This is a genomic window from Salmonella sp. NW38 (assembly GCF_051807745.1).
GTDB lineage: Bacteria > Pseudomonadota > Gammaproteobacteria > Enterobacterales > Enterobacteriaceae > Salmonella > Salmonella enterica.
Genome location: NZ_JAMMTO010000007.1, coordinates 167,323 through 185,507 on the forward strand (window position 1 = coordinate 167,323; position 18,185 = coordinate 185,507).

19 protein-coding genes and 3 pseudogenes are annotated in these 18,185 nt (G+C 45.5%); 7 read left to right on the forward strand and 15 right to left on the reverse strand.

Translation table 11 applies throughout. The features are described 5' to 3' along the window. Positions 1–23: 23 nt before the first annotated feature. Genes spaP through invF form a run of 10 tightly spaced genes read right to left on the reverse strand, consistent with a single transcriptional unit; the run spans position 24 to position 10,285 of the window. Entirely contained in the window at positions 24–698 is a 675-nt protein-coding gene (spaP, locus tag NA624_RS14085) for an SPI-1 type III secretion system export apparatus protein SpaP (protein WP_000526016.1), read from the reverse strand. Continuing rightward, the gene (gene spaO, locus NA624_RS14090; protein WP_000058727.1) at positions 688–1,599 is read right to left on the reverse strand and encodes an SPI-1 type III secretion system protein SpaO; all 912 of its coding nucleotides are present in this window, start codon (positions 1,597–1,599) and stop codon (positions 688–690) included. Before spaO ends, spaP begins: the two co-directional genes overlap by 11 nt. Continuing rightward, positions 1,599–2,609, reverse strand: coding sequence for an SPI-1 type III secretion system protein SpaN (gene spaN, locus NA624_RS14095; RefSeq protein ID WP_000503097.1), 1,011 nt, complete (start codon positions 2,607–2,609; stop codon positions 1,599–1,601). Before spaN ends, spaO begins: the two co-directional genes overlap by 1 nt. After that, positions 2,609–3,052 carry an SPI-1 type III secretion system protein SpaM gene (spaM, locus tag NA624_RS14100; protein WP_000555884.1) on the reverse strand — a complete coding sequence of 148 codons (444 nt, stop codon included), beginning with the start codon at positions 3,050–3,052 and terminating at the stop codon, positions 2,609–2,611. The genes spaN and spaM overlap by 1 nt, the downstream gene beginning before the upstream one ends. Continuing rightward, positions 3,030–4,325 carry a SctN family type III secretion system ATPase InvC gene (gene invC, locus NA624_RS14105; RefSeq protein WP_000856766.1) on the reverse strand — a complete coding sequence of 432 codons (1,296 nt, stop codon included), beginning with the start codon at positions 4,323–4,325 and terminating at the stop codon, positions 3,030–3,032. The genes spaM and invC overlap by 23 nt, the downstream gene beginning before the upstream one ends. Beyond that, a complete protein-coding gene (gene spaK / locus NA624_RS14110) occupies positions 4,322–4,729 on the reverse strand; it encodes an SPI-1 type III secretion system chaperone SpaK (RefSeq protein ID WP_001164066.1) in 408 nt (135 codons plus the stop codon). The genes invC and spaK overlap by 4 nt, the downstream gene beginning before the upstream one ends. A gap of 23 nt (positions 4,730–4,752) precedes the next feature. Further along, complete coding sequence (gene invA, locus NA624_RS14115) at positions 4,753–6,810, reverse strand: type III secretion system export apparatus protein InvA (protein ID WP_000927219.1); 2,058 nt, start codon at positions 6,808–6,810, stop codon at positions 4,753–4,755. A gap of 24 nt (positions 6,811–6,834) precedes the next feature. Next, entirely contained in the window at positions 6,835–7,953 is a 1,119-nt protein-coding gene (gene invE / locus NA624_RS14120) for a type III secretion system gatekeeper InvE (RefSeq protein ID WP_000612171.1), read from the reverse strand. Next, on the reverse strand, positions 7,950–9,638 hold the full coding sequence (gene invG, locus NA624_RS14125) for a type III secretion system outer membrane ring protein InvG (protein ID WP_000848099.1): 1,689 nt from the start codon (positions 9,636–9,638) through the stop codon (positions 7,950–7,952). Before invG ends, invE begins: the two co-directional genes overlap by 4 nt. Beyond that, positions 9,635–10,285: a type III secretion system transcriptional activator InvF gene (gene invF, locus NA624_RS14130; protein WP_023197265.1), complete on the reverse strand. Its 651-nt coding sequence runs from the start codon at positions 10,283–10,285 to the stop codon at positions 9,635–9,637. Before invF ends, invG begins: the two co-directional genes overlap by 4 nt. A gap of 456 nt (positions 10,286–10,741) precedes the next feature. Between invF and invH the strand changes: the two genes are divergently transcribed. From invH to NA624_RS14145, 3 genes are all read left to right on the forward strand, one after another. Further along, complete coding sequence (gene invH, locus NA624_RS14135; protein WP_000715096.1) at positions 10,742–11,185, forward strand: SPI-1 type III secretion system invasion lipoprotein InvH; 444 nt, start codon at positions 10,742–10,744, stop codon at positions 11,183–11,185. Positions 11,186–11,616: 431 nt separating this feature from the next. Then, positions 11,617–12,066, forward strand: a complete 450-nt coding sequence (locus NA624_RS14140; protein ID WP_000381614.1) for an STM2901 family protein — start codon at positions 11,617–11,619, stop codon at positions 12,064–12,066. Beyond that, complete coding sequence (locus NA624_RS14145; protein WP_001543246.1) at positions 12,051–12,398, forward strand: DUF1493 family protein; 348 nt, start codon at positions 12,051–12,053, stop codon at positions 12,396–12,398. The genes NA624_RS14140 and NA624_RS14145 overlap by 16 nt, the downstream gene beginning before the upstream one ends. A 273-nt stretch (positions 12,399–12,671) precedes the next feature. Here the strand turns inward: NA624_RS14145 and NA624_RS14150 are convergent, their stop codons facing one another. Then, positions 12,672–12,998, reverse strand: coding sequence for a hypothetical protein (locus NA624_RS14150; protein ID WP_000393304.1), 327 nt, complete (start codon positions 12,996–12,998; stop codon positions 12,672–12,674). Between the two features lie 240 nt (positions 12,999–13,238). Between NA624_RS14150 and NA624_RS14155 the strand changes: the two are divergent. The 3 genes and pseudogenes from NA624_RS14155 to NA624_RS14165 all read left to right on the forward strand — a co-directional run. Next, positions 13,239–13,439: pseudogene (locus tag NA624_RS14155) on the forward strand (IS3 family transposase); the annotation flags it as partial. A gap of 269 nt (positions 13,440–13,708) precedes the next feature. Next, the gene (locus tag NA624_RS14160; protein ID WP_000855694.1) at positions 13,709–13,999 is read left to right on the forward strand and encodes a DUF1778 domain-containing protein; all 291 of its coding nucleotides are present in this window, start codon (positions 13,709–13,711) and stop codon (positions 13,997–13,999) included. Further along, a complete protein-coding gene (locus tag NA624_RS14165; protein WP_000971655.1) occupies positions 13,996–14,523 on the forward strand; it encodes a GNAT family N-acetyltransferase in 528 nt (175 codons plus the stop codon). Before NA624_RS14160 ends, NA624_RS14165 begins: the two co-directional genes overlap by 4 nt. Before the next feature lie 72 nt (positions 14,524–14,595). Here NA624_RS14165 and NA624_RS14170 read toward each other — a convergent pair. After that, positions 14,596–14,810 (reverse strand): annotated as a pseudogene (locus NA624_RS14170) (IS5/IS1182 family transposase); the annotation flags it as partial. Positions 14,811–15,147: 337 nt separating this feature from the next. On the opposite strand from NA624_RS14170, the gene pphB reads away from it, so the two are divergent. Continuing rightward, positions 15,148–15,804: a protein-serine/threonine phosphatase gene (gene pphB, locus NA624_RS14175; RefSeq protein WP_000420456.1), complete on the forward strand. Its 657-nt coding sequence runs from the start codon at positions 15,148–15,150 to the stop codon at positions 15,802–15,804. A gap of 170 nt (positions 15,805–15,974) precedes the next feature. Here the strand turns inward: pphB and NA624_RS14180 are convergent, their stop codons facing one another. The 3 genes and pseudogenes from NA624_RS14180 to NA624_RS14190 all read right to left on the reverse strand — a co-directional run. Next, on the reverse strand, positions 15,975–16,469 hold the full coding sequence (locus tag NA624_RS14180; RefSeq protein WP_000424939.1) for a hypothetical protein: 495 nt from the start codon (positions 16,467–16,469) through the stop codon (positions 15,975–15,977). Between the two features lie 26 nt (positions 16,470–16,495). Beyond that, positions 16,496–17,164 carry a hypothetical protein gene (locus NA624_RS14185; RefSeq protein ID WP_000445914.1) on the reverse strand — a complete coding sequence of 223 codons (669 nt, stop codon included), beginning with the start codon at positions 17,162–17,164 and terminating at the stop codon, positions 16,496–16,498. A gap of 584 nt (positions 17,165–17,748) precedes the next feature. Next, a pseudogene (locus NA624_RS14190) lies at positions 17,749–18,147 on the reverse strand (cytoplasmic protein); the annotation flags it as partial. Between the last annotated feature and the right edge of the window lie 38 nt (positions 18,148–18,185).

Here is an 18,185-nt window from a genome sequence, read left to right on the forward strand (position 1 = left end):
AACTATCCCGTCTCGTAATGATGTCATGTTGCAATGTCCATATACTGTAAAATCAATCCTTTAGACAGTAATGTCCAGCCATCAAGCGCGACAAAAAGCACCAGCTTAATAGGTGTAGATATCGTCACCGGACTCATCATCATCATCCCCAGCGCCAGTAGCACGCTGGATACCACCAGGTCGACGACAACAAAGGGCAAATAGAGATAAAAACCAATTTTAAACGCGCTTTTTATTTCGCTCAGCGCATAAGCAGGTAATAACGCAAATATTGATGGTTTTTCAATTTCATCTTTGTCACGCTTTACCGTCTCGGTCTCTTCTCCATACTGACGCTTCAGTTGCGCGTTTTCAAAAAACTGAACTAACTCGCGATCTGAATATTTGATCAGATAATCGCGATAACCATCCAGACCTTCATCAACGTGTTTACTTAATGACGAAATATCATTAAAGGTGACATCTTCGTCCTCAAAATAGACGTAGGCATCATGCATTATGGGCCACATAACAAACATAGAAAGCAGCAATGCGACGCCGTTAAGCGTCATATTTGAAGGTATCTGCTGCAATCCCAGGGCGTTACGCACCATGACAAATACAATAGAAAATTTAACGAAACAGGTTCCTGACGCAATAATAAATGGCAACAGGGTGGAAAATGCCAGTAAGGCAATTAATGAGATATCATTCCCCATTACCAGACTCGCTCAGCCATTCATGGATCTCAACGCCTAAGGTGTCATTCATCTGTACCAGTTCGCCATTACCCAGCAAAACACCATTCGCCATAATTTCAACGTTAAGTTCAGCATTGGTCGGCAGTGATAATAGCTGCTGCTGCCCCATGGTTTCGAGTTCGGCGAGGGTAACGTTCTTACGATACAAAACAAATTCCAGTTTGACGGGCAATTGGTTCAAGCCAGGCAGAGTTTCTGCAGTTTCAGTTGTATTATTTTCTTCTTCGATATGTTGAATATCTAACGTTTCCACAATAATTCCCCCTTCAACACGGTTGAAATGACCTAACTTTTTTGCGTAGCAATAAACTTCCGCACGGGAAGTACGAATCAGGAGAACATCTCCGATCCCGATTCGGCCCAGCAACGAACGCTGCGTATCACTGCTACCGATTACAAAGCGCAACGGCCAACGCAGCATTTTCGGCCTGCCGCCCCCGACTGCAGGCAGTTCAGGAAGATATTCAAACCACAGGCCGCCCCGATCGCTCATAATGTGCAACAATTTCCCTTCCGGCAGCGCGCTTCCCGGCACGGGGTTCTCTACGCATAAACGCCGACAGGACAAATGCGGCACGGGCAGCTCAAACGGTCGCTCTGTTGCAGCAAGCCAGGGAACGACCAGGTGCTCAGCACCGGCAGAAACCGCCGCCCCCGCCAGAGCGGGAGAGACATGCTCAAGCCAGTCCCCAGGTTTAATCCACGCCGACCACCGTTTTTCTGCATCGCTCAACCGAACCCACATTCCCTGTCGCGTCGGATATTCCAGCGTAGCTTCCTGGCCATGGCGCTGGCATTCTGTCGCGGTTTGCGCCAATAGCCATTCGCGACGATCAATCTGTCTCACACGCAATGACATCAGGCGTCATCCTCCTCGCCAGATTGCTGTCTGTGCTGTTGCTGCTGCGGATTTTGTTGATCGTCTCGCGTCAGGTGCCAGCGCTGGGGATTACCGTTTTGCCATTGATCATGCAAACGATGTTCAACCTGCGTATTTGACGGTATTAACGAAAACTCCCCTGCTTGCCGCGCCTGAATATTGACGGAATAGTCATTTCCCCAGCGCTGAAAACGGTAAGTCAGCGAGCTATCCTCTCCTTTCACGCCATCGGCAGTGGGAAAAATAGTCATCATCGGCTTTGATTGCGCCGCTAAAGGCATTTTTTCATCGCCGCCAGTTAATTGGCTAAGATCGGCGATAGTGGTTGGTTGCAGCGGAAGCTGAGAAACATCTTTAACCTTTTTATGATCTTTATCGTCAGGCTTACCGGTATTGGCTGCGGCCATTCGGGCAGGTGCGACATCCCGCGCCAGCGGCGCGCCCTCTTTACGAACGCCTTCACCCGCGATGGCTTTATTATCCCCAGGCAATGCCTTGATATTATCGTCAGAGACTCCCGTGGCGTTATCGGTTACTTCACTAACGGATTCCACAGCTTTTAAATCAGCAGATAATTTTTTACCACTTACGCTTTCTAACGGCCTATTTTTAGACGATAGCAACGCTGCGGATTTATCTACTTTGGCCTCCGCAGAGATCAAACCGACAGATTTTTCAGCAGTGACTTTCAACAGTTTTTCAGCAATCCTGAGTTCGCCTTTTCCGTTATGATGCAGACCAGAAACGTTGCCATTGTGATGTTCTGATTTCGCTGGCGCGCCATGTCGCCATGCCGCCAGCAATACCGGTAAAGCCGTTTCTTTATGCATTACGAAAGCATCGCCATAGTCGCGATCTTTTTTATGATCGGAATATTCTGTCTTATGTTTTTCCACCGCTTTTTTTAATGCTTCTGATAAACCGCCAACCTCATCCTGCTGCGGCAGTAAAATGTTCCCGGATGAACTGACAGCTGACACATCGCCCATTAAATTATCTCCTCTGACTCGGCCTCTTCCTGCTGTATCTCTCGCTGGATATAGTGTCTTTTCTGACGGATTATCCAGCGTTGATAGTTCCCTTCTTTGCGCAACCAATATTTACTTTTTTTCTGAAACTCTTCCCTTTTCTTTTCCAGCTCGCTCCGTTTTTCCTGAATTTGTATAATCTGGAGTTCTAAATCTTTTATCTGCCGGCGAACAATAGACTGCTTACGTAATAACGTATAAATTTCCTCACGACTGAGCTGTCTGTTTTCTGCACGCAGCGTATCTAATAACAATTTCAGACCCGCTATTTGTTCAAGGATCGCCTCCTCCTCGGCCTGCAGCCCGCGGTCCTCATCCTGATAGCGAAGTAATATCGACTCACACTGTGAATGAAATACCGTACAGCGCCGCTGCAATACTTTAATTCTGGTCAGCGAATGCATTCATACCGCTCAACGTGTCATCAAAGGATGAATATTGCGCTACCGGCTGGCATAACCAGGCTTTCAGGCTATCCCGCATCTGCATCGCCCGATCGTTATCGATATTTTCGCCAGGACGATATTCTCCCAAGTCAATGAAAAGCTGGAGCTCTTCCAGACGCGTCATTAATTTACGCACGGCAGATGCCTGTTCAGCATGTGTCGGCGTCGTGACTTGTCCAAAAACGCGGCTTACGCTTTTCAGTACATCGATTGCCGGGTAATGTCCCTGCCCGGCCAGCTTTCTGCTCAGATACAGGTGACCGTCAAGGATAGAGCGAATTTCATCCGCCATCGGGTCCGCCTCTTCCTCGCTTTCCAGCAGTACCGTATAAAAGGCAGTAATGCTTCCCTCGCTGGTCGCCCCGGGGCGTTCCAGCAAGCGGGGCAAATTATCGAATACGGAGGCTGGATAACCTCGACGGGCCGGACGCTCTCCCGACGCCAGTGCCACATCTCGCAAAGCACGCGCATAACGGGTCATGGAATCGATAAAAAGCACGACCCGTTTTCCCTGGTCGCGAAAATATTCCGCTACGGTTGTCGCCAGTTGCGCCGCATTACAGCGATCGACCGAGGGGAAATCGGAAGTGGCAAAAACCAGCACGCATTTTTCTTTCTTATGCGAAGCGCGCAACATATCCACGAATTCAGTGACCTCGCGGCCTCGTTCACCGATAAGACCGATAACAAAGACATCCGCCTCCGTTTGCTCGATCAGCATATGCATCAGCATGGTCTTACCGCATCCTGCGGAGGCAAAAATGCCCATTCGCTGGCCTACGCCACAGGTCAATAACCCGTCAATCGCGCGCACACCGGTAATCAGTGGTTCACGGACGCCAACGCGCGAAGCGTAAGAAGGCGGTGCGACATCAATAACGCGTTCTTCGCTAATTGGCGCCACTTCAGGGGTAAAACGCTCAACGATTTTCCCTGTCGGATCCAACACCGCGCCTAATACCGAGTATCCCACCCACGCCGATAACGCGCGTCCAGTGGGATAAAGCACGACATCGCGGCTCAGCCCCTGGGCATTGCCGATAAGGCTCAGCACGGTGCGTTCCCGCTGTAAGCCAACCACCTGCGCACGTGCAACAACCTGTTTTTGGTGCCAGCCACGGCGTATTTCACACAGTTCGCCAATGGCTACATCGCGCAATTCCGCCTCAATAATTGGGCCGGTTATTTTTTGTGGGTAGGCCAGATATTGCAGTAAACGAGGTGTTTTCATCTCATTAGCGACCGACTAAAAACTTCCAGATAGTTGTAAAACCCATTCAAGGCAGTAGAGAACTTTTCACCGTCAGATAAAAAATCCGGATGCACTAAGGCTTTAAGCGTTAGCTCCCCATTCTGCTCCCCCAGTAGTAATTGCCCGCCGCGGGCAAAATGGCATCCTTCCATTATGGTCATTAAGATTTCATAAGCCCGCTGTTGTAATACCACCATGCTGTCAGCACCCAATTGCGCCCAGATCCATACATCATCGTCCTTGACGCTGATACAGATACTTGGCAATGCAAATAAATCCAGAACAATTGTTGAATGGCTATCTATTCCTCCAATTAATGAAGGATCGCAACCACTTACTTCCAGTGCGGAACGAACTAATTCAGCGATATCCAAATGTTGCATAGATCTTTTCCTTAATTAAGCCCTTATATTGTTTTTATAACATTCACTGACTTGCTATCTGCTATCTCACCGAAAGATAAAACCTCCAGATCCGGAAAACGACCTTCAATCATTTTCTTAATAAATCGACGGACATCGACAGACGTAAGGAGGACAAGATCTTTATGTGCAATCAATAAATCATCCAACTTAAGTGTAATGAGATCCATCAAATTAGCGGAGGCTTCCGGGTCAAGGCTGAGGAAGGTACTGCCAGAGGTCTGACGGATCCCTTTGCGAATAACATCCTCAACTTCAGCAGATACCATTACTGCTCGTAATTCGCCGCCATTGGCGAATTTATGGCAAATATAACGCGCCATTGCCCCACGAATATGCTCCACAAGGTTAATGACATCTTTTTCTCTTGGCGCCCACAATGCGAGCGCTTCCATAATTAATTTCATATTACGCACGGAAACACGTTCGCTTAACAAACGCTGCAAAACTTCAGATATACGTTGTACCGTGGCATGTCTGAGCACTTCTTTAAGTAAATCAGGAAATTTCGCTTCCAGTTGGTCCAGCATATGTTTTGTTTCCTGAATACCGAAATATTCATTGACGTTGCGCGCCAGCGTCACCGCCAGACAGTGGTAAAGCTCATCAAGCGCGTTCCGCAACACATAGCCAAGCTCCCGCAGTTTCTCCCCCTCTTCATGCGTTACCCAGAAATACTGACTGCTACCTTGCTGATGGATTGTTGGATTAATGCCAAAGGAAACAACTTCATCGGAATAATTTACCACTCGCATCAAATCAAAATAGACCGTAAATTGTTCAACACGGATCTCATTAATCAACAATACGATGCTGTTATCGTCCAGACCCTCGCCATCGCGTAACAATACTTCCGGCAGGCGCACGCCATAATCAATAAAGAACTGACTACGTAGACGCTCCGCAAGTTGAGCTTTTTCCAGATCTTCACGCCGGCTCTTCGGCACAAGTAATATCAACGGTACGGTTTCTGTAGAGACTTTATCGAGATCGCCAATCAGTCCCAACGACGACCCTTCTTTTTCCTCAATACTGAGCGGCTGCTCGCCTTTGCTGGTTTTAGGTTTGGCGGCGCTACGTTTTGCTTCACGGAATTTAAAATAGAAGAGTACGCTTAAAACCACCGATAAAATAACAAATACCGGCAGCGGGAATCCCGGCAGAGTTCCCATTGAAATGGTCAAAATAGCCGTAACAACCAATACAAATGGGTTGTTCAACAGCTGCGTCATGATATTCCGCCCCATATTATCGCTATCGCCATTTACGCGAGTCACGATAAAACCGGCACTAATCGCAATCAACAATGCGGGGATCTGGGCGACAAGACCATCACCAATGGTCAGCATGGTATAAGTAGACAGGGCGGAGGACAAATCCATACCATGGCGGGTCATCCCCACCGAAATACCGCCAATAAAGTTCACAAAGATAATAATGATGCCGGCAATAGCGTCACCTTTGATAAACTTCATCGCACCGTCAAAGGAACCGTAAAGCTGGCTTTCCCTTTCCAGTACACTTCGCCGTTCGCGCGCGGCATCCGCATCAATAATACCGGCCTTCAAATCGGCATCAATACTCATCTGTTTACCGGGCATACCATCCAGAGAAAATCGGGCCGCGACTTCCGCGACGCGTTCTGAACCTTTGGTAATAACGATAAACTGGACCACGGTGACAATAGAGAAGACAACAAAACCCACCGCCAGGCTATCGCCAATAACGAATTGCCCGAACGTGGCGATAATTTCACCAGCATCGGCTTCAATCAAGATAAGACGGCTGGTACTGATCGATAATGCCAGACGAAAGAGCGTGGTAATTAACAGTACCGCAGGAAACGTTGAAAAACTGAGGATTCTGTCAATGTAGAACGACCCCATAAACACCAATATCGCCAGTACGATATTCAGTGCGATCAGGAAATCAACCAGATAGGTAGGTAATGGAATGACGAACATAGAAATGATCATCACCATTAGTACCAGAATCAGTAATTCAGGTCGTAAACGAGCACTGTTAAGTAGAGAAAGCAGCACTATAGGTATCCTGTTAATATTAAATTAAGACAGCTTTTCAATAGTACGACGCTGTTCTGCCATTTCATGCTTGTAGGCAATATCGGTCATACTACGTAACGCCATTAACAATTCTTCCTGCCAATATTCTTCATAAAAGAGTGAAGAGGGTATGGCTTTACATACTTGATAAAATATCTGCAAAAAGGATGCATGTTCTTTATGACTAAGCAATAACGCATTCAAACCTATAATATCGGCTAACAGCGAATCCACTTCATGTGGCTGTTGCAATAGTGAAAGCATCAGTAGTAGCCACGACGACTCCTCCGCATTAAACGCTTTGGTAAACGAATACGACAACAATGTACTCACAAACAGTAGGTCAGCGGAGCGCAACATTTTAAGTTGCGTCAGGCGTCGTAAAAGCTGGCCAAACTCCAGACGCGAACAGCTGGCGTCATTCGCGTCAATATCGGTTAATAGCGAACCCTCGATAAAATCCAGTACCACCAGTCGACGTTGATAGCCATAACTGGCTATCCAGTCAGAGTAAATCTCCACTTCATGTGATTCACTCTGGATAAATTGCCGATAGCTGGCGCGCAATAAGCCTGGTTTTAACGATAATGTTTTCCCAAAAAGCCGGGCCTTCAACGCACAATTAATCCCTGCCTTGAGGGTCTTCGGATCGGTTTGCTCTTCAACGTGCTTAAGTAACGACTCCAGCTTTTTCCGCACGATCTCTTCCAGATCTTTACGACGAAGCAATTCGCGTAACACAAGGACTAAATCACTGGGGTCAGGAAATAAGCTACGCGCCTGACGTAAAAAATCTTCTAACGCGCCGCCATGTACGCTAATTAGCTTTAATATTTGCTTCGCCTTCGGTAAAGCCTCATCCTCCAGCACGCGTTCAAAACTATTAGATAAATTACTGGATTTTTTTTCATAATCGCGACGGTTACGAAATTGCGCCAGCGCCGCTGACATTTCGTCCGTCGACTGGACAAATTTTTGTACTTCCGCCCCTGGAGACGAATCCTCTGCGGCCTGTTGTATTTCCGCCTGTTGCGCATCAGTATGCTGGGTCGCATCCTGGTGAGATGTCTGCCGGGACAATATTCTGGAAAATGAAATACCGGAGGTTGAGCCAGGAATCATTTAATTGCCTCCTGACCTCTATCCAGATAAACACGAACCCATTTCTGTAACTTATCGTCCCCACTCCAGGCACCGCTTTGTTTCAGAATATTGTTTACCGATTCGCTGGCATCCGGCGTTAACGGGTCGACAATTTCTTTTGGTTCAATCATGAATACACGAACAACATTACTTTTATTCTTACTGGAATAACGGAACAGGCTACCAATAAGCGGTAATTTGCCTAAAAACGGAATACTTTGGACAGTATCGGTATTTGCATCCCGTGTATAACCACCGACCAGCAAACTTTTTCCGTGCGGAACTCTCGCAATAGTGCTAATTAACGTTCGTCCGACTTCGGGTAACGCATCTACGGAGGTGGTAGTATCGGATTGCGGCGTCTTATCGTTACCATCTTCAATGTCCAGCGACATTTCTATCTGACCATCTGCGGAAAAACGGGGCAGCACTCGGATCATTGTTCCGTATGTTACATGCTCAAGCGCCACATTACGTTCCCCAATCAGCTTGGTGTAAAACGTTCTGTTGTTATCAAAAATAGCGGGAACATTTTCCTGAGTCAGTAATACCGGGCGCGAAACCACCGTCGCCTGTTTCTTCTCTTCTAACGCATTTACCGCGGCGATGAATCGACTGCCATCGAGGGTACTTATTGAAGCCTGGTTTAATGACACGCCAAGTTTGTCCCCAATAGTAATGCTGCCGCTCCATGAAGTGCCCAAACGCTCCAGATCGCTTTTATTAAGATCGACAATCCACAGGGATAATTCTACGTGACGTTTGGCGACATCCAGCGCTTTAACCAGCATTTCGATAAAATGCACCTGCTCAGCCGTTCCTTTTACTAACAAACTGTTGGTATCCGGATAGGCCACGATTTTAATATTGCCCGCCGCGGCATTTTGCTTTAAAGCTTCCTGCAGACTCATGCCACCGGCATAATTTGCTGCTTTACCTTTTTCTCCATTCGCTGAAAACGCTGGCATCGCCGGAGGTTCGCTACTGACAATATTACCTAAGGGTTGCTCTTCTCCCTGCAATAACCTTTCAATCGCCGTAGCAATACCGGGGATAACCATTTTCTGATCGCGCAGATTGTAGGTACGATCGCCCACGAAGGTATTGTTCAGACGCATCACCCCTATTTTCTGGCGTCCCAGCTCAATACCATCGTTTTGCTTGTCCATCATGGTGGCGGCGTTGACCACCATATCAACATAGACGGGTGGCCCTGAAACATAGAATGTTCCTTTACGGTTATCGCCACGTAGCGGGTAATTTTTGTTATATAAACCTGAGCGTTTTAGAAAATTGTTGAACTCATTGAGTGAGACGTTGCGTAAAGAAACCACGGCATTGCGCATTTCACTGGCGTCATAAATATAGATAGCCTGCCCATCGAAATACCAAATCAGCCCCAGTTGTAGGGAAAGCTTCTCCAGTAATGCGTTAGGATCGTGAAACTCAAAGTTGCCCGTAATTTTTTTTCGTGCCGCCATTTTGCTAACAATGACAGGCTCCTTTAGCTGTAGCGCCATTGCATCGAAAAATGTCCGCAGGCTATCGTCTTTCGCAACAAACCCACTTCCCGTTACAGGTATTTTTTCACTAGAATAACCAGGTGCAACCAGAACAAGCGCGGCACATGCCAGCACTCTGGCCAAAAGAATATGTGTCTTCATTTGTCTGCCAATTGAATAATATTTGATAATTTCCGCGGCGAAACGCCGATCAGCTCTTTGATCTCACTAGAAAAATGTGAAGGCGATGAGTAACCATGATTAACGGCTAATTGGGTGATGTTCTCGTGGCCTTCTACACTATTCAGCAGCGATTGCGCCATACGCCAGTTTCGTAATTCACTCTTCGCTTTTCCGCCCAACGCTCTGCTGCACAAACGACGAAAATGGGTATAAGAAACGCCATAGTCTTCTCCCAGCATTCTCATCGTGTTACCGCTGGTTGACTGAGCAAGTAAATAGCCAACTAACCAGTAACTCTCGCTTTTTCGTAACAGCGCCAGTACCTTATTGAAGGCCGGAGAAGGCGTAATAATTTGCTGCAAAAACCAGTACTCGCAGCGTTTACGATCTTGCCAAATAGCGCGAAACTCAGGACTCAGCAAAACCCATTTATCGGATTCAGCATATGTCGTGTCCACTAATCCTGCGCCATCGATAAATGCCAGTAATTTGCTGAGTACTTCAATTTTTAACGGTTGAAAAACCAGGTCTCCTGATACTGGTGTGACAACAGCCTGCTCGCAAAAAAGCAGCGCGCCTTCCTGAATCAGGCAGTTTTCATTGTGTCGGCCTTCAGAAAATGACATATGCAGCTTTTGCGCGGAACACGTCTGTATAAACCATGCTTCCGGGCTGCGGATTTTCCGCTTCTCTCCTTCTTTAAGTACTTCCTGCGTATTTAGCATAGTTGTCAGCACCAGTTAAAAATCATTTTAATATGTAAACAATACCGGGAGCTGGTGGCAAAATCCTGATGCAATCATTATGAAACTGATGCCACCCGCTAATTAAATTGGCCCACTTGCACAGCGCTTGATAATTTAAAATAGAAAATCAGCTCATAGTGTATAAATTCTGGCTTATTATTCTGCAGCAGCAAAAATTCAAATATTGTCATCGGAATGGAGAATTAATTATTTATATCAGGAGTTTTTTTTGCTAGCATTCCTGAAACGCATTCGCCCCCTTATAACTATTGTCAGATAACGTTCTGACGGTTGTGTAAAAACATTGTGCCTCATTCTTCTGTAGTTGGAGTTAATATGAAAAAATTTTATAGCTGCCTTCCTGTCTTTTTACTGATTGGCTGTGCCCAGGTGCCCCTCCCTTCCTCCGTGAGCAAACCGGTACAGCAACCTGGCGCTCAGAAAGAGCAACTGGCCAACGCAAATAGTATTGATGAGTGTCAGTCTCTTCCGTATGTGCCGTCAGACCTTGCGAAGAATAAATCATTATCAAACCAGAACGCTGATAATTCCGCATCAAAAAATAGCGCAATCAGCTCAAGCATTTTTTGCGAAAAATATAAACAAACCAAAGAGCAGGCGCTCACCTTCTTCCAGGAACATCCACAATACATGCGTTCGAAAGAAGATGAAGAGCAACTCATGACCGAATTTAAAAAAGTTTTGCTTGAACCCGGAAGTAAGAATTTAAGCATATATCAGACGTTACTTGCTGCCCATGAAAGACTGCAAGCCTTATAAGGCCATATCACCGTTGGCTGAACTCATCATGATATAATTAAGACCATATTTTGCATTGCCACTTAATATCAATATAATTATTATAGCTATGGTCACTTTTACGGTTGGCCATTTGTCTCTTACGTTGCATTTATCAATCTGCTTTTTGATACAGCAGCACCTCGCTGCTGCTTTTTTTTATTTGTGATAAAGAACGGCCTCCCAGACTTGGGAAATAGCCGAAACTTATACTGACAAACTATCATCTCGTATATCGCGGTAAACTAACATCCCCCTCTTGCCCCACATGTTGGCATTCTTACGATACCCCATCCACTTTTCGCGAATAACGTTCTTTTTACCTGTGACAGCGTATTGACTACCAGGCTAGTATAGCGGCAGAAACGTCCCGATGTCTGGAATGAATGGCAAACAGTCTATAAGGTGATTGAATGGATACGACAGAAGAACTAAACGGAACCTACTTCTACCACGGACAATCGAACCTGTCAGCAGGTGAACTATTTGATGTAATTTTCCTTGAGCAATTTTGTGATGAACCTGGGATTGGCATTGAGTCAGGTGCTGCTATCCTCGCCGGGCAACCGTGGTTAAAAACCAGAACGAAACCGGGAGAGGCAATCAAAGGGACAAGTGTTATCTCCAGGTATGGGAGAATGCTTTTACGAAATGCACAAACTCCTTTCGGTATTAGAGTTCCTACACCCGTTGGTATAAGAATGCGAAAAACAAATAATCTTGCCGCAGTCATAGCACGATATGTTCCATGGTTAGGTTGGGTTGGTCTTGTGAATTCAATTTACCAGGTATCAAGGAGAACTCAGGCAAAATACAACCTAATAGCACGCCCTAAAGATCGTATACAATGGACATCCTTTTGATGGACACAATTCAGCAAGAGGTGTTAACACTCTTCCGTGAAGAGATTCCCGGATATTTAGACAGCAATTGGAAAGAAATCCCTTTAGAACTTGATTCTGATTTATTTGAAGCTCCAGGCGATGACCTGCATGAAGCTTTGGATAAATTTGAAAAAAAATTTAATGTAGATTTATCACAAGTTAAATGGTCGTGTTATTTTCCCTGGGAGAATACTCCACTGCTTACACGATGGTTTAAATTAAAACGGGAAGATGTAGAACGAACTCGTAAGCCTTTAACAATCAGAATGTTTTCTGAATCAGCGAAAGCTGGGAAATGGCTTTATGATTAATGAAAAATATGTCGAATTAATCAGGAGTTAATTACTATGAATTTTGTTAATCGGTTAAAATTAAAAGTAGTAAATTTCATATGCTTTTCAAATTAAAATAATTTGTTGTATCTACTTTTCGACCACCAGTAACTTTGACGCCATCCGTTTTAAATTGACTATTTTGTTCTGGTGGTATATCGCGAGTAGATATTTCTGAAGTGCTTGACTATTCACTCTTTTTTAGCCTGCGTGTATGGCGGCGACGATGCTGTTACATAGGTACCGGTAATATTACCAAATTGATTCTGCCAGATATCCCGCCTCACGTAGAGCATTCATAATTTTATTCGCTAATTCATACTGATATTCATACGAGGTATTCTCCATGGAAAATACCGTTAATTCATAGTTATAATATAGCCAACCATCATTCTCATTTATCAACTTAGGATTACAGTCATAATTTCTTTCTATTGTAATCATTGTATTTTCGTATCTTAAATATAATAAGTTCACTTTTATTATGTCTGGAATCCCTTGGGATAAAAAATCAATTAACTCATATTTATCCAGATCAGACTCAACAACGATTGTGAATTCAGAGTTAACTTCTTCCATTATGGAACCTCAATATATGGGCCTCTATTAAACGGTGATGATCCTTTCATTACCGATATCTGTATTTTTGTTACATCATCCGGATGAAAGCGTAGGATATACATCCTCCCATATGCCACCTTCATCACCAGGGCCTAATGCACGCCGTTGAGCCTTTGTTGATTTTTAACCATCTGATCTTACCCAGCAATAGTGGACATGCAACTAAGTGAGTAAACGCTCAAGCAAGAGGTGACTCACATGACAAAACCAGCATCAACCACCAAAAAGCTACGCAAGCAGCACACGCCTGAATTTCGTCAGGAAGCCCTGAAACTGGCGGAACGCATTGGGGTGGACGCTGCCGCCCGCGAGCTTAACCTGTATAAACCATAGATCTACAGCTGGCGAAGCAAACAGCAAACTCAGCTCTCTTCTTCTGAACGTGAGCAGGAGATGTCCGCCGCTTAGGGTTGTGTCCCTATTACGCGGGTAGGATCAATCAAGCAGTTACGGCAAAAAAGAGAATCATGAATATATTTAGCAAACTCCCTGATGATACGTAATCAGTGAGATTAAAGTAATGCAATCGCGATAAACCGAAGTTAATCCCCTGTTTAAAGACAGTGAACGACCTTCTTGCCATGCCTGGACCATATCAGCCTCATATGTACGCCTTGAAAGCGTACATATATGTATTATAATTGTACATATTGTTCATAAACAGGAGGATGAAAACCATGCCTCAGATAGCTATAGAATCTAACGAAAGGCTGTCGTTGCGTGTATCGACGGATGCCAAAAAGTTGATAGTCCGCGCTGCGGCAATCCAGCAAACCAACCTGACGGATTTTGTGGTCAGTAACGTACTACCTGTCGCACAGAAGATTGTTGATGCCGCCGAACGGGTATATCTGACGGAGCGCGATACTCAAATGATCATGGAAATTTTAGATAACCCGCCAGCGCCGAATGAAAAGCTTCTTGCCGCTGCTTTCGCCCTGCCGGACATGAAGAAATGATGTTTACAGACTGGCATGAGGCCGCGATAGGGAAAACCCACAATCGAATGAATTTTGATTGTGGGGATGCCGATCTGAACCAATTCCTGCAACGCCATGCACGACAAAATCATGAGAAAGGGACAACGAAAACCTATGTTGCGCTTGATAATTCGGATGTTACACGTATCCACGGCTTTTACTCAGTCAGTCCTGCATCACTGATATATGCACAGGTTCCTGGCGCAATCAGCAAAGGATTAGGGAGATACGATGTGCCAGTGTTTCGTCTGGGTCGTTTAGCCGTAGACAAATCTATGCAGGGGCAAGGGCTGGGAGCACAACTTTTGTTATCTGCCGGAAAGCGTTGCATACAGGCGGCTTTGCAGGTCGGTGGCGTAGCCCTGCTGATTGATGCCAAAAATAAACAGGTCTGCGACTGGTACAAAGGATTTGGCGCAGTACCATTAAACGATCAACCCCTTTCCTTGTTGCTGTCGTTTAAAACGCTTTATGCTGCTTTATCTGCATCTGGTAGGTTATGACAACATGAGGCTTTGTTGAATAATTCAGAATCGGCCAACGATAAGGATACAGGACTCCCACCGGAGCACTCGTTATACGAGCCTGACGCTGGTCGGCATTGCCAACAACGTCATCCAGTTCAGCGCTTTGACCATCGCCATCGCTTCACCCACCTGCGCACCATAGTTCCGCAGGCTCAGATAACCGCCCAGCAAGGTTTTGATACGGAACATCGCTGTTTCCACTACTGAACGACGGTGATAGCCCACTTTCTTTTCCAGACCTCATTGCTGCCGCTCCGATGTTGATTTTAAACTTTTGCTTTGCCATGGGAACCCGATGCTGAAACGACAGTAACGATCAGATCCGCCAATTTCTTTATTCAACAAAGCCCCTTCGGGATAGAGCTTCCGCTGAGCGAGAAAGTATGCCTTTGCAATTAATCAGTAAAGTGTTGCGCGAGAAATCGTGCATCTTTCAAGCACATCGTCTACTTTAATTAACCGATTCATAAAATATATATTCTCTGTTCATTTCTAGCTTGTAGGCTATTTTAATAACTGTGTATTTTAAAGAATAAAAATTAATATCACCCTACTTCTTTGTTATAATACCAGCCTCCAAAATTGTGCTATAGGAACATCATGGAATTAATTCGTTATGCTGACATCAACAGCGATCTCTATCGCCACATTTGGGTCGTTGGTGATATTCATGGATGTTACTCCTTATTGTTAACCAGACTGGCTCAATTAAATTTCTCTCCTGATACCGATCTCTTGATCTCCACTGGAGATAACATTGATCGAGGAAAAGAAAACCTTGAAACACTGAGACTGTTAAATACCTCATGGTTTATTTCTGTAGTGGGTAATCATGAAGCTATGGCACTTGACGCTTTTGAAACACAGGATGGCAATTTCTGGTATATAAACGGTGGTTACTGGTACGACTCGGTCACCGAAAAAGACAGGCAAGAAGCCACTGAGCTATTACTAACTTTTAAGCAGCGTCCTCACATCATAGAAGTTGAAACGTCCTCAAAGAAGTACGTGATTGCCCATGCCGATTATCCAGATGACAGCTACGATTATGGGAAGCAAGTTGATATTGATAGCGTTCTATGGTCACGCGATCGTCTGCTTGGTTCGTTACAGGGGAATATCCATCCAATACGCGGTGCGGATACTTTTATCTTCGGCCATATGATTGTTGACTACACAACAACATTCGCCAATCAAATCTACATTGACACCGGTTCTTTCTGTTCAGGCAATCTGTCTTTTTTTAAAATAAAGTAATCTGGAAATAGAATTATATAATATCAACCCTCCCTGCATTATGGGCAATGATATAGCCTTCAATAAGTACCATTGCCCATTCGTAATAGCGTCTAAATTTCGCGTTTTTCTGCCGATTTCATCATTAAGATCGCTGACCAAAAAACGAAGCCGTAATCCGACGCAGGTAGTTACTCGATCGCCTGAGACGAGTAAAGATCGCACATCTCAAGATACCTATCGGAAGAAAGCGCAATAACCGTGGTGGCGAAATGGATCGGCTTGCCTTCATGCAACACAATCTTAATACCGGCGGCGGCCGGGATGAAGTTAATGCTCTGTGAATGCCAGGTGTTTTCGGCGATATTTGTCCAGGCCGCGAATTTGCCATTACAGAAGCGAATACCTTCACGACTGATGGTGACTGCCGGCTTTGCCGCGCTTAAAAATGTGCGAGCCAGGCGCACAATAAATAACAGACTGCCGCAACAAATAAGTCCCATAAAGACGGCACCGCCAGTTTTGGGCTCCTCGGGATCGGTGGCCATACTCACCGCCAGCGCAATAAAAACTCCCATCATACAAATCCAGAACACAATACCAACCAACATTTTAGATCTGGAATAATAGATATTGAACTCCACAGGCATGTTTTGCTGGCTGGTTTTTGATACATACAGTTCCATTGATTCATCCTTGTATAAAAATGTCGTCAGGCGGGTAAACGCTGGGAAAGAAAGTTGAGCAGCAGCGGCTCATTGACGATAGTGGAGCGGTCGATTTTGCAGATCCGGCCCGTAGCGGTGCTAATCATCAGATAGCTCATTGAACTGCCAGCACCCTCCTCGCGCTGGGTGCGAATACTGGCGATCTGCGCATACGGCACCGCCCGGTTTTTGTGTTCAAGCCGATCCGCCAGCGCGGTCACTTTGCCGAATTTAAGACGTCCATCGGCGGCGAGGCGCGCACCCAGCGCAGAACCGTGTCGCCGGACAAGTTCAGCAGCCAGTCGGTCGTAAATTCCGTTGCCATCGTTCCAGAAATCAAGGTAGATGACGTACTTCTTGCCGCCACTGTGGCGCAAGATGAGTTTGTCGGATTGGTGGAGCAGACGCATTGATTCAAGCGCATCGTAATGGATAACCCGATGCCCGGCCTGCAACGCGGTTTCGGTTAACGTCATCCTGCGTGGCGTAAACAGAAACAGAACTGTGACGCTGAATTTCCAGATGATAAACAACAGGCCCACCAGTAGCGATATACCGGAAAGCCGATAATTCACGGTGGCTGTTGCTATGCTGAGAATAAAAAAACCGATCCCGATAGCAAACCATTTCAGCTCCGAAAGCGAAAGATGCCGGGTGTATTGACGACTTTCCATGATGGTATGGTATCCCTGATTTTACTGTCGGCGTATTACGTCAGGTTGAGTAAGGAAGCTATATCCGTTATGTTTTAAGTTATATACACTTCATCCTTCAGGCTGCCGGAGCAACTATTGTACGCTCCCGGAGATTAATGAGAGACATCCTGCCTCTCACCGAAGACCAACCACGAGCCTATACACCATTCGGTGTAAATGCCTTTCTCAGAAGTGAACGTCCAGGCGGCTACCGAACCCGAGCGTGATAATAAAGCGACTCGTTGTCATGAGCCAGTCCCTTAGCGACATTGTCCATTTTCGGATGTCGGCCTGAATTGCCAGTCACACGACCTTTTTCACTGACTCGTCCGTCGGAAACACTGTACGCTTTTGATAGCATGTTGGTTATCTATGCAGGAAATGCGAGTCTGGTTTTTCTTCAGCAGACGATCGAACGGGCTGAGATCTTCAGGTATTTTGAGATTTTGGCCAGTGCATTAGCCAGATCCTGCAACTGTTTTCGTCCATAAAGCAACCAGCTTTTGATGTTGAATCGAACATATCAAAATCAGGCAATTACACAATTTTAATTACAGTCTCATTTTGAGTTCGGAAGCATCCGTTTCCCTCTTAATTTTGTTGGGATTTCTCTTTGTTGCGAGCATGGTCTGAACTAATTGCCTGGTTACTTGCCTTGTTTCGTCAATATTTGGAAAATCGAACACATTTCCAACTTTTACTTTCAAGACAGAACTTGGCTTCCTACCCTCACTGACATTACGATCTGACGAGGCTACTCTTCGCTGGATTACGTAGGTTTTTTTCGTCAAACTGGCTTTTACCCCGAAACCAACAGGAGCTTCTCTGTGGTCATCGAAAACAATGTAGAGTTTTTGAGCTGGGTTAGCTTCGAAAACGATTTTTCCAGAGCGACTGAGCGCAGACTTAACATTGATACTTAACTTGTTGATAATGAAAGGCTGGCTGAGAGTTGTTTTCAAAGTATCACCCCTGTTGTAGTCCAGGAATGATGAGAATG

What these genes read in the sequence shown, in the direction of transcription:
- spaP (WP_000526016.1), bottom strand. Translation starts at nt 698, where the DNA reads ATGGGGAATGATATCTCATTAATTGCCTTACTGGCATTTTCCACCCTG.
- spaO (WP_000058727.1), bottom strand. Translation starts at nt 1,599, where the DNA reads ATGTCATTGCGTGTGAGACAGATTGATCGTCGCGAATGGCTATTGGCG.
- spaN (WP_000503097.1), bottom strand. Translation starts at nt 2,609, where the DNA reads ATGGGCGATGTGTCAGCTGTCAGTTCATCCGGGAACATTTTACTGCCG.
- spaM (WP_000555884.1), bottom strand. Translation starts at nt 3,052, where the DNA reads ATGCATTCGCTGACCAGAATTAAAGTATTGCAGCGGCGCTGTACGGTA.
- invC (WP_000856766.1), bottom strand. Translation starts at nt 4,325, where the DNA reads ATGAAAACACCTCGTTTACTGCAATATCTGGCCTACCCACAAAAAATA.
- spaK (WP_001164066.1), bottom strand. Translation starts at nt 4,729, where the DNA reads ATGCAACATTTGGATATCGCTGAATTAGTTCGTTCCGCACTGGAAGTA.
- invE (WP_000612171.1), bottom strand. Translation starts at nt 7,953, where the DNA reads ATGATTCCTGGCTCAACCTCCGGTATTTCATTTTCCAGAATATTGTCC.
- invG (WP_000848099.1), bottom strand. Translation starts at nt 9,638, where the DNA reads ATGAAGACACATATTCTTTTGGCCAGAGTGCTGGCATGTGCCGCGCTT.
- invF (WP_023197265.1), bottom strand. Translation starts at nt 10,285, where the DNA reads ATGTCATTTTCTGAAGGCCGACACAATGAAAACTGCCTGATTCAGGAA.
- invH (WP_000715096.1), top strand. Translation starts at nt 10,742, where the DNA reads ATGAAAAAATTTTATAGCTGCCTTCCTGTCTTTTTACTGATTGGCTGT.
- NA624_RS14140 (WP_000381614.1), top strand. Translation starts at nt 11,617, where the DNA reads ATGGATACGACAGAAGAACTAAACGGAACCTACTTCTACCACGGACAA.
- NA624_RS14145 (WP_001543246.1), top strand. Translation starts at nt 12,051, where the DNA reads ATGGACATCCTTTTGATGGACACAATTCAGCAAGAGGTGTTAACACTC.
- NA624_RS14150 (WP_000393304.1), bottom strand. Translation starts at nt 12,998, where the DNA reads ATGGAAGAAGTTAACTCTGAATTCACAATCGTTGTTGAGTCTGATCTG.
- NA624_RS14160 (WP_000855694.1), top strand. Translation starts at nt 13,709, where the DNA reads ATGAAAACCATGCCTCAGATAGCTATAGAATCTAACGAAAGGCTGTCG.
- NA624_RS14165 (WP_000971655.1), top strand. Translation starts at nt 13,996, where the DNA reads ATGATGTTTACAGACTGGCATGAGGCCGCGATAGGGAAAACCCACAAT.
- pphB (WP_000420456.1), top strand. Translation starts at nt 15,148, where the DNA reads ATGGAATTAATTCGTTATGCTGACATCAACAGCGATCTCTATCGCCAC.
- NA624_RS14180 (WP_000424939.1), bottom strand. Translation starts at nt 16,469, where the DNA reads ATGGAACTGTATGTATCAAAAACCAGCCAGCAAAACATGCCTGTGGAG.
- NA624_RS14185 (WP_000445914.1), bottom strand. Translation starts at nt 17,164, where the DNA reads ATGGAAAGTCGTCAATACACCCGGCATCTTTCGCTTTCGGAGCTGAAA.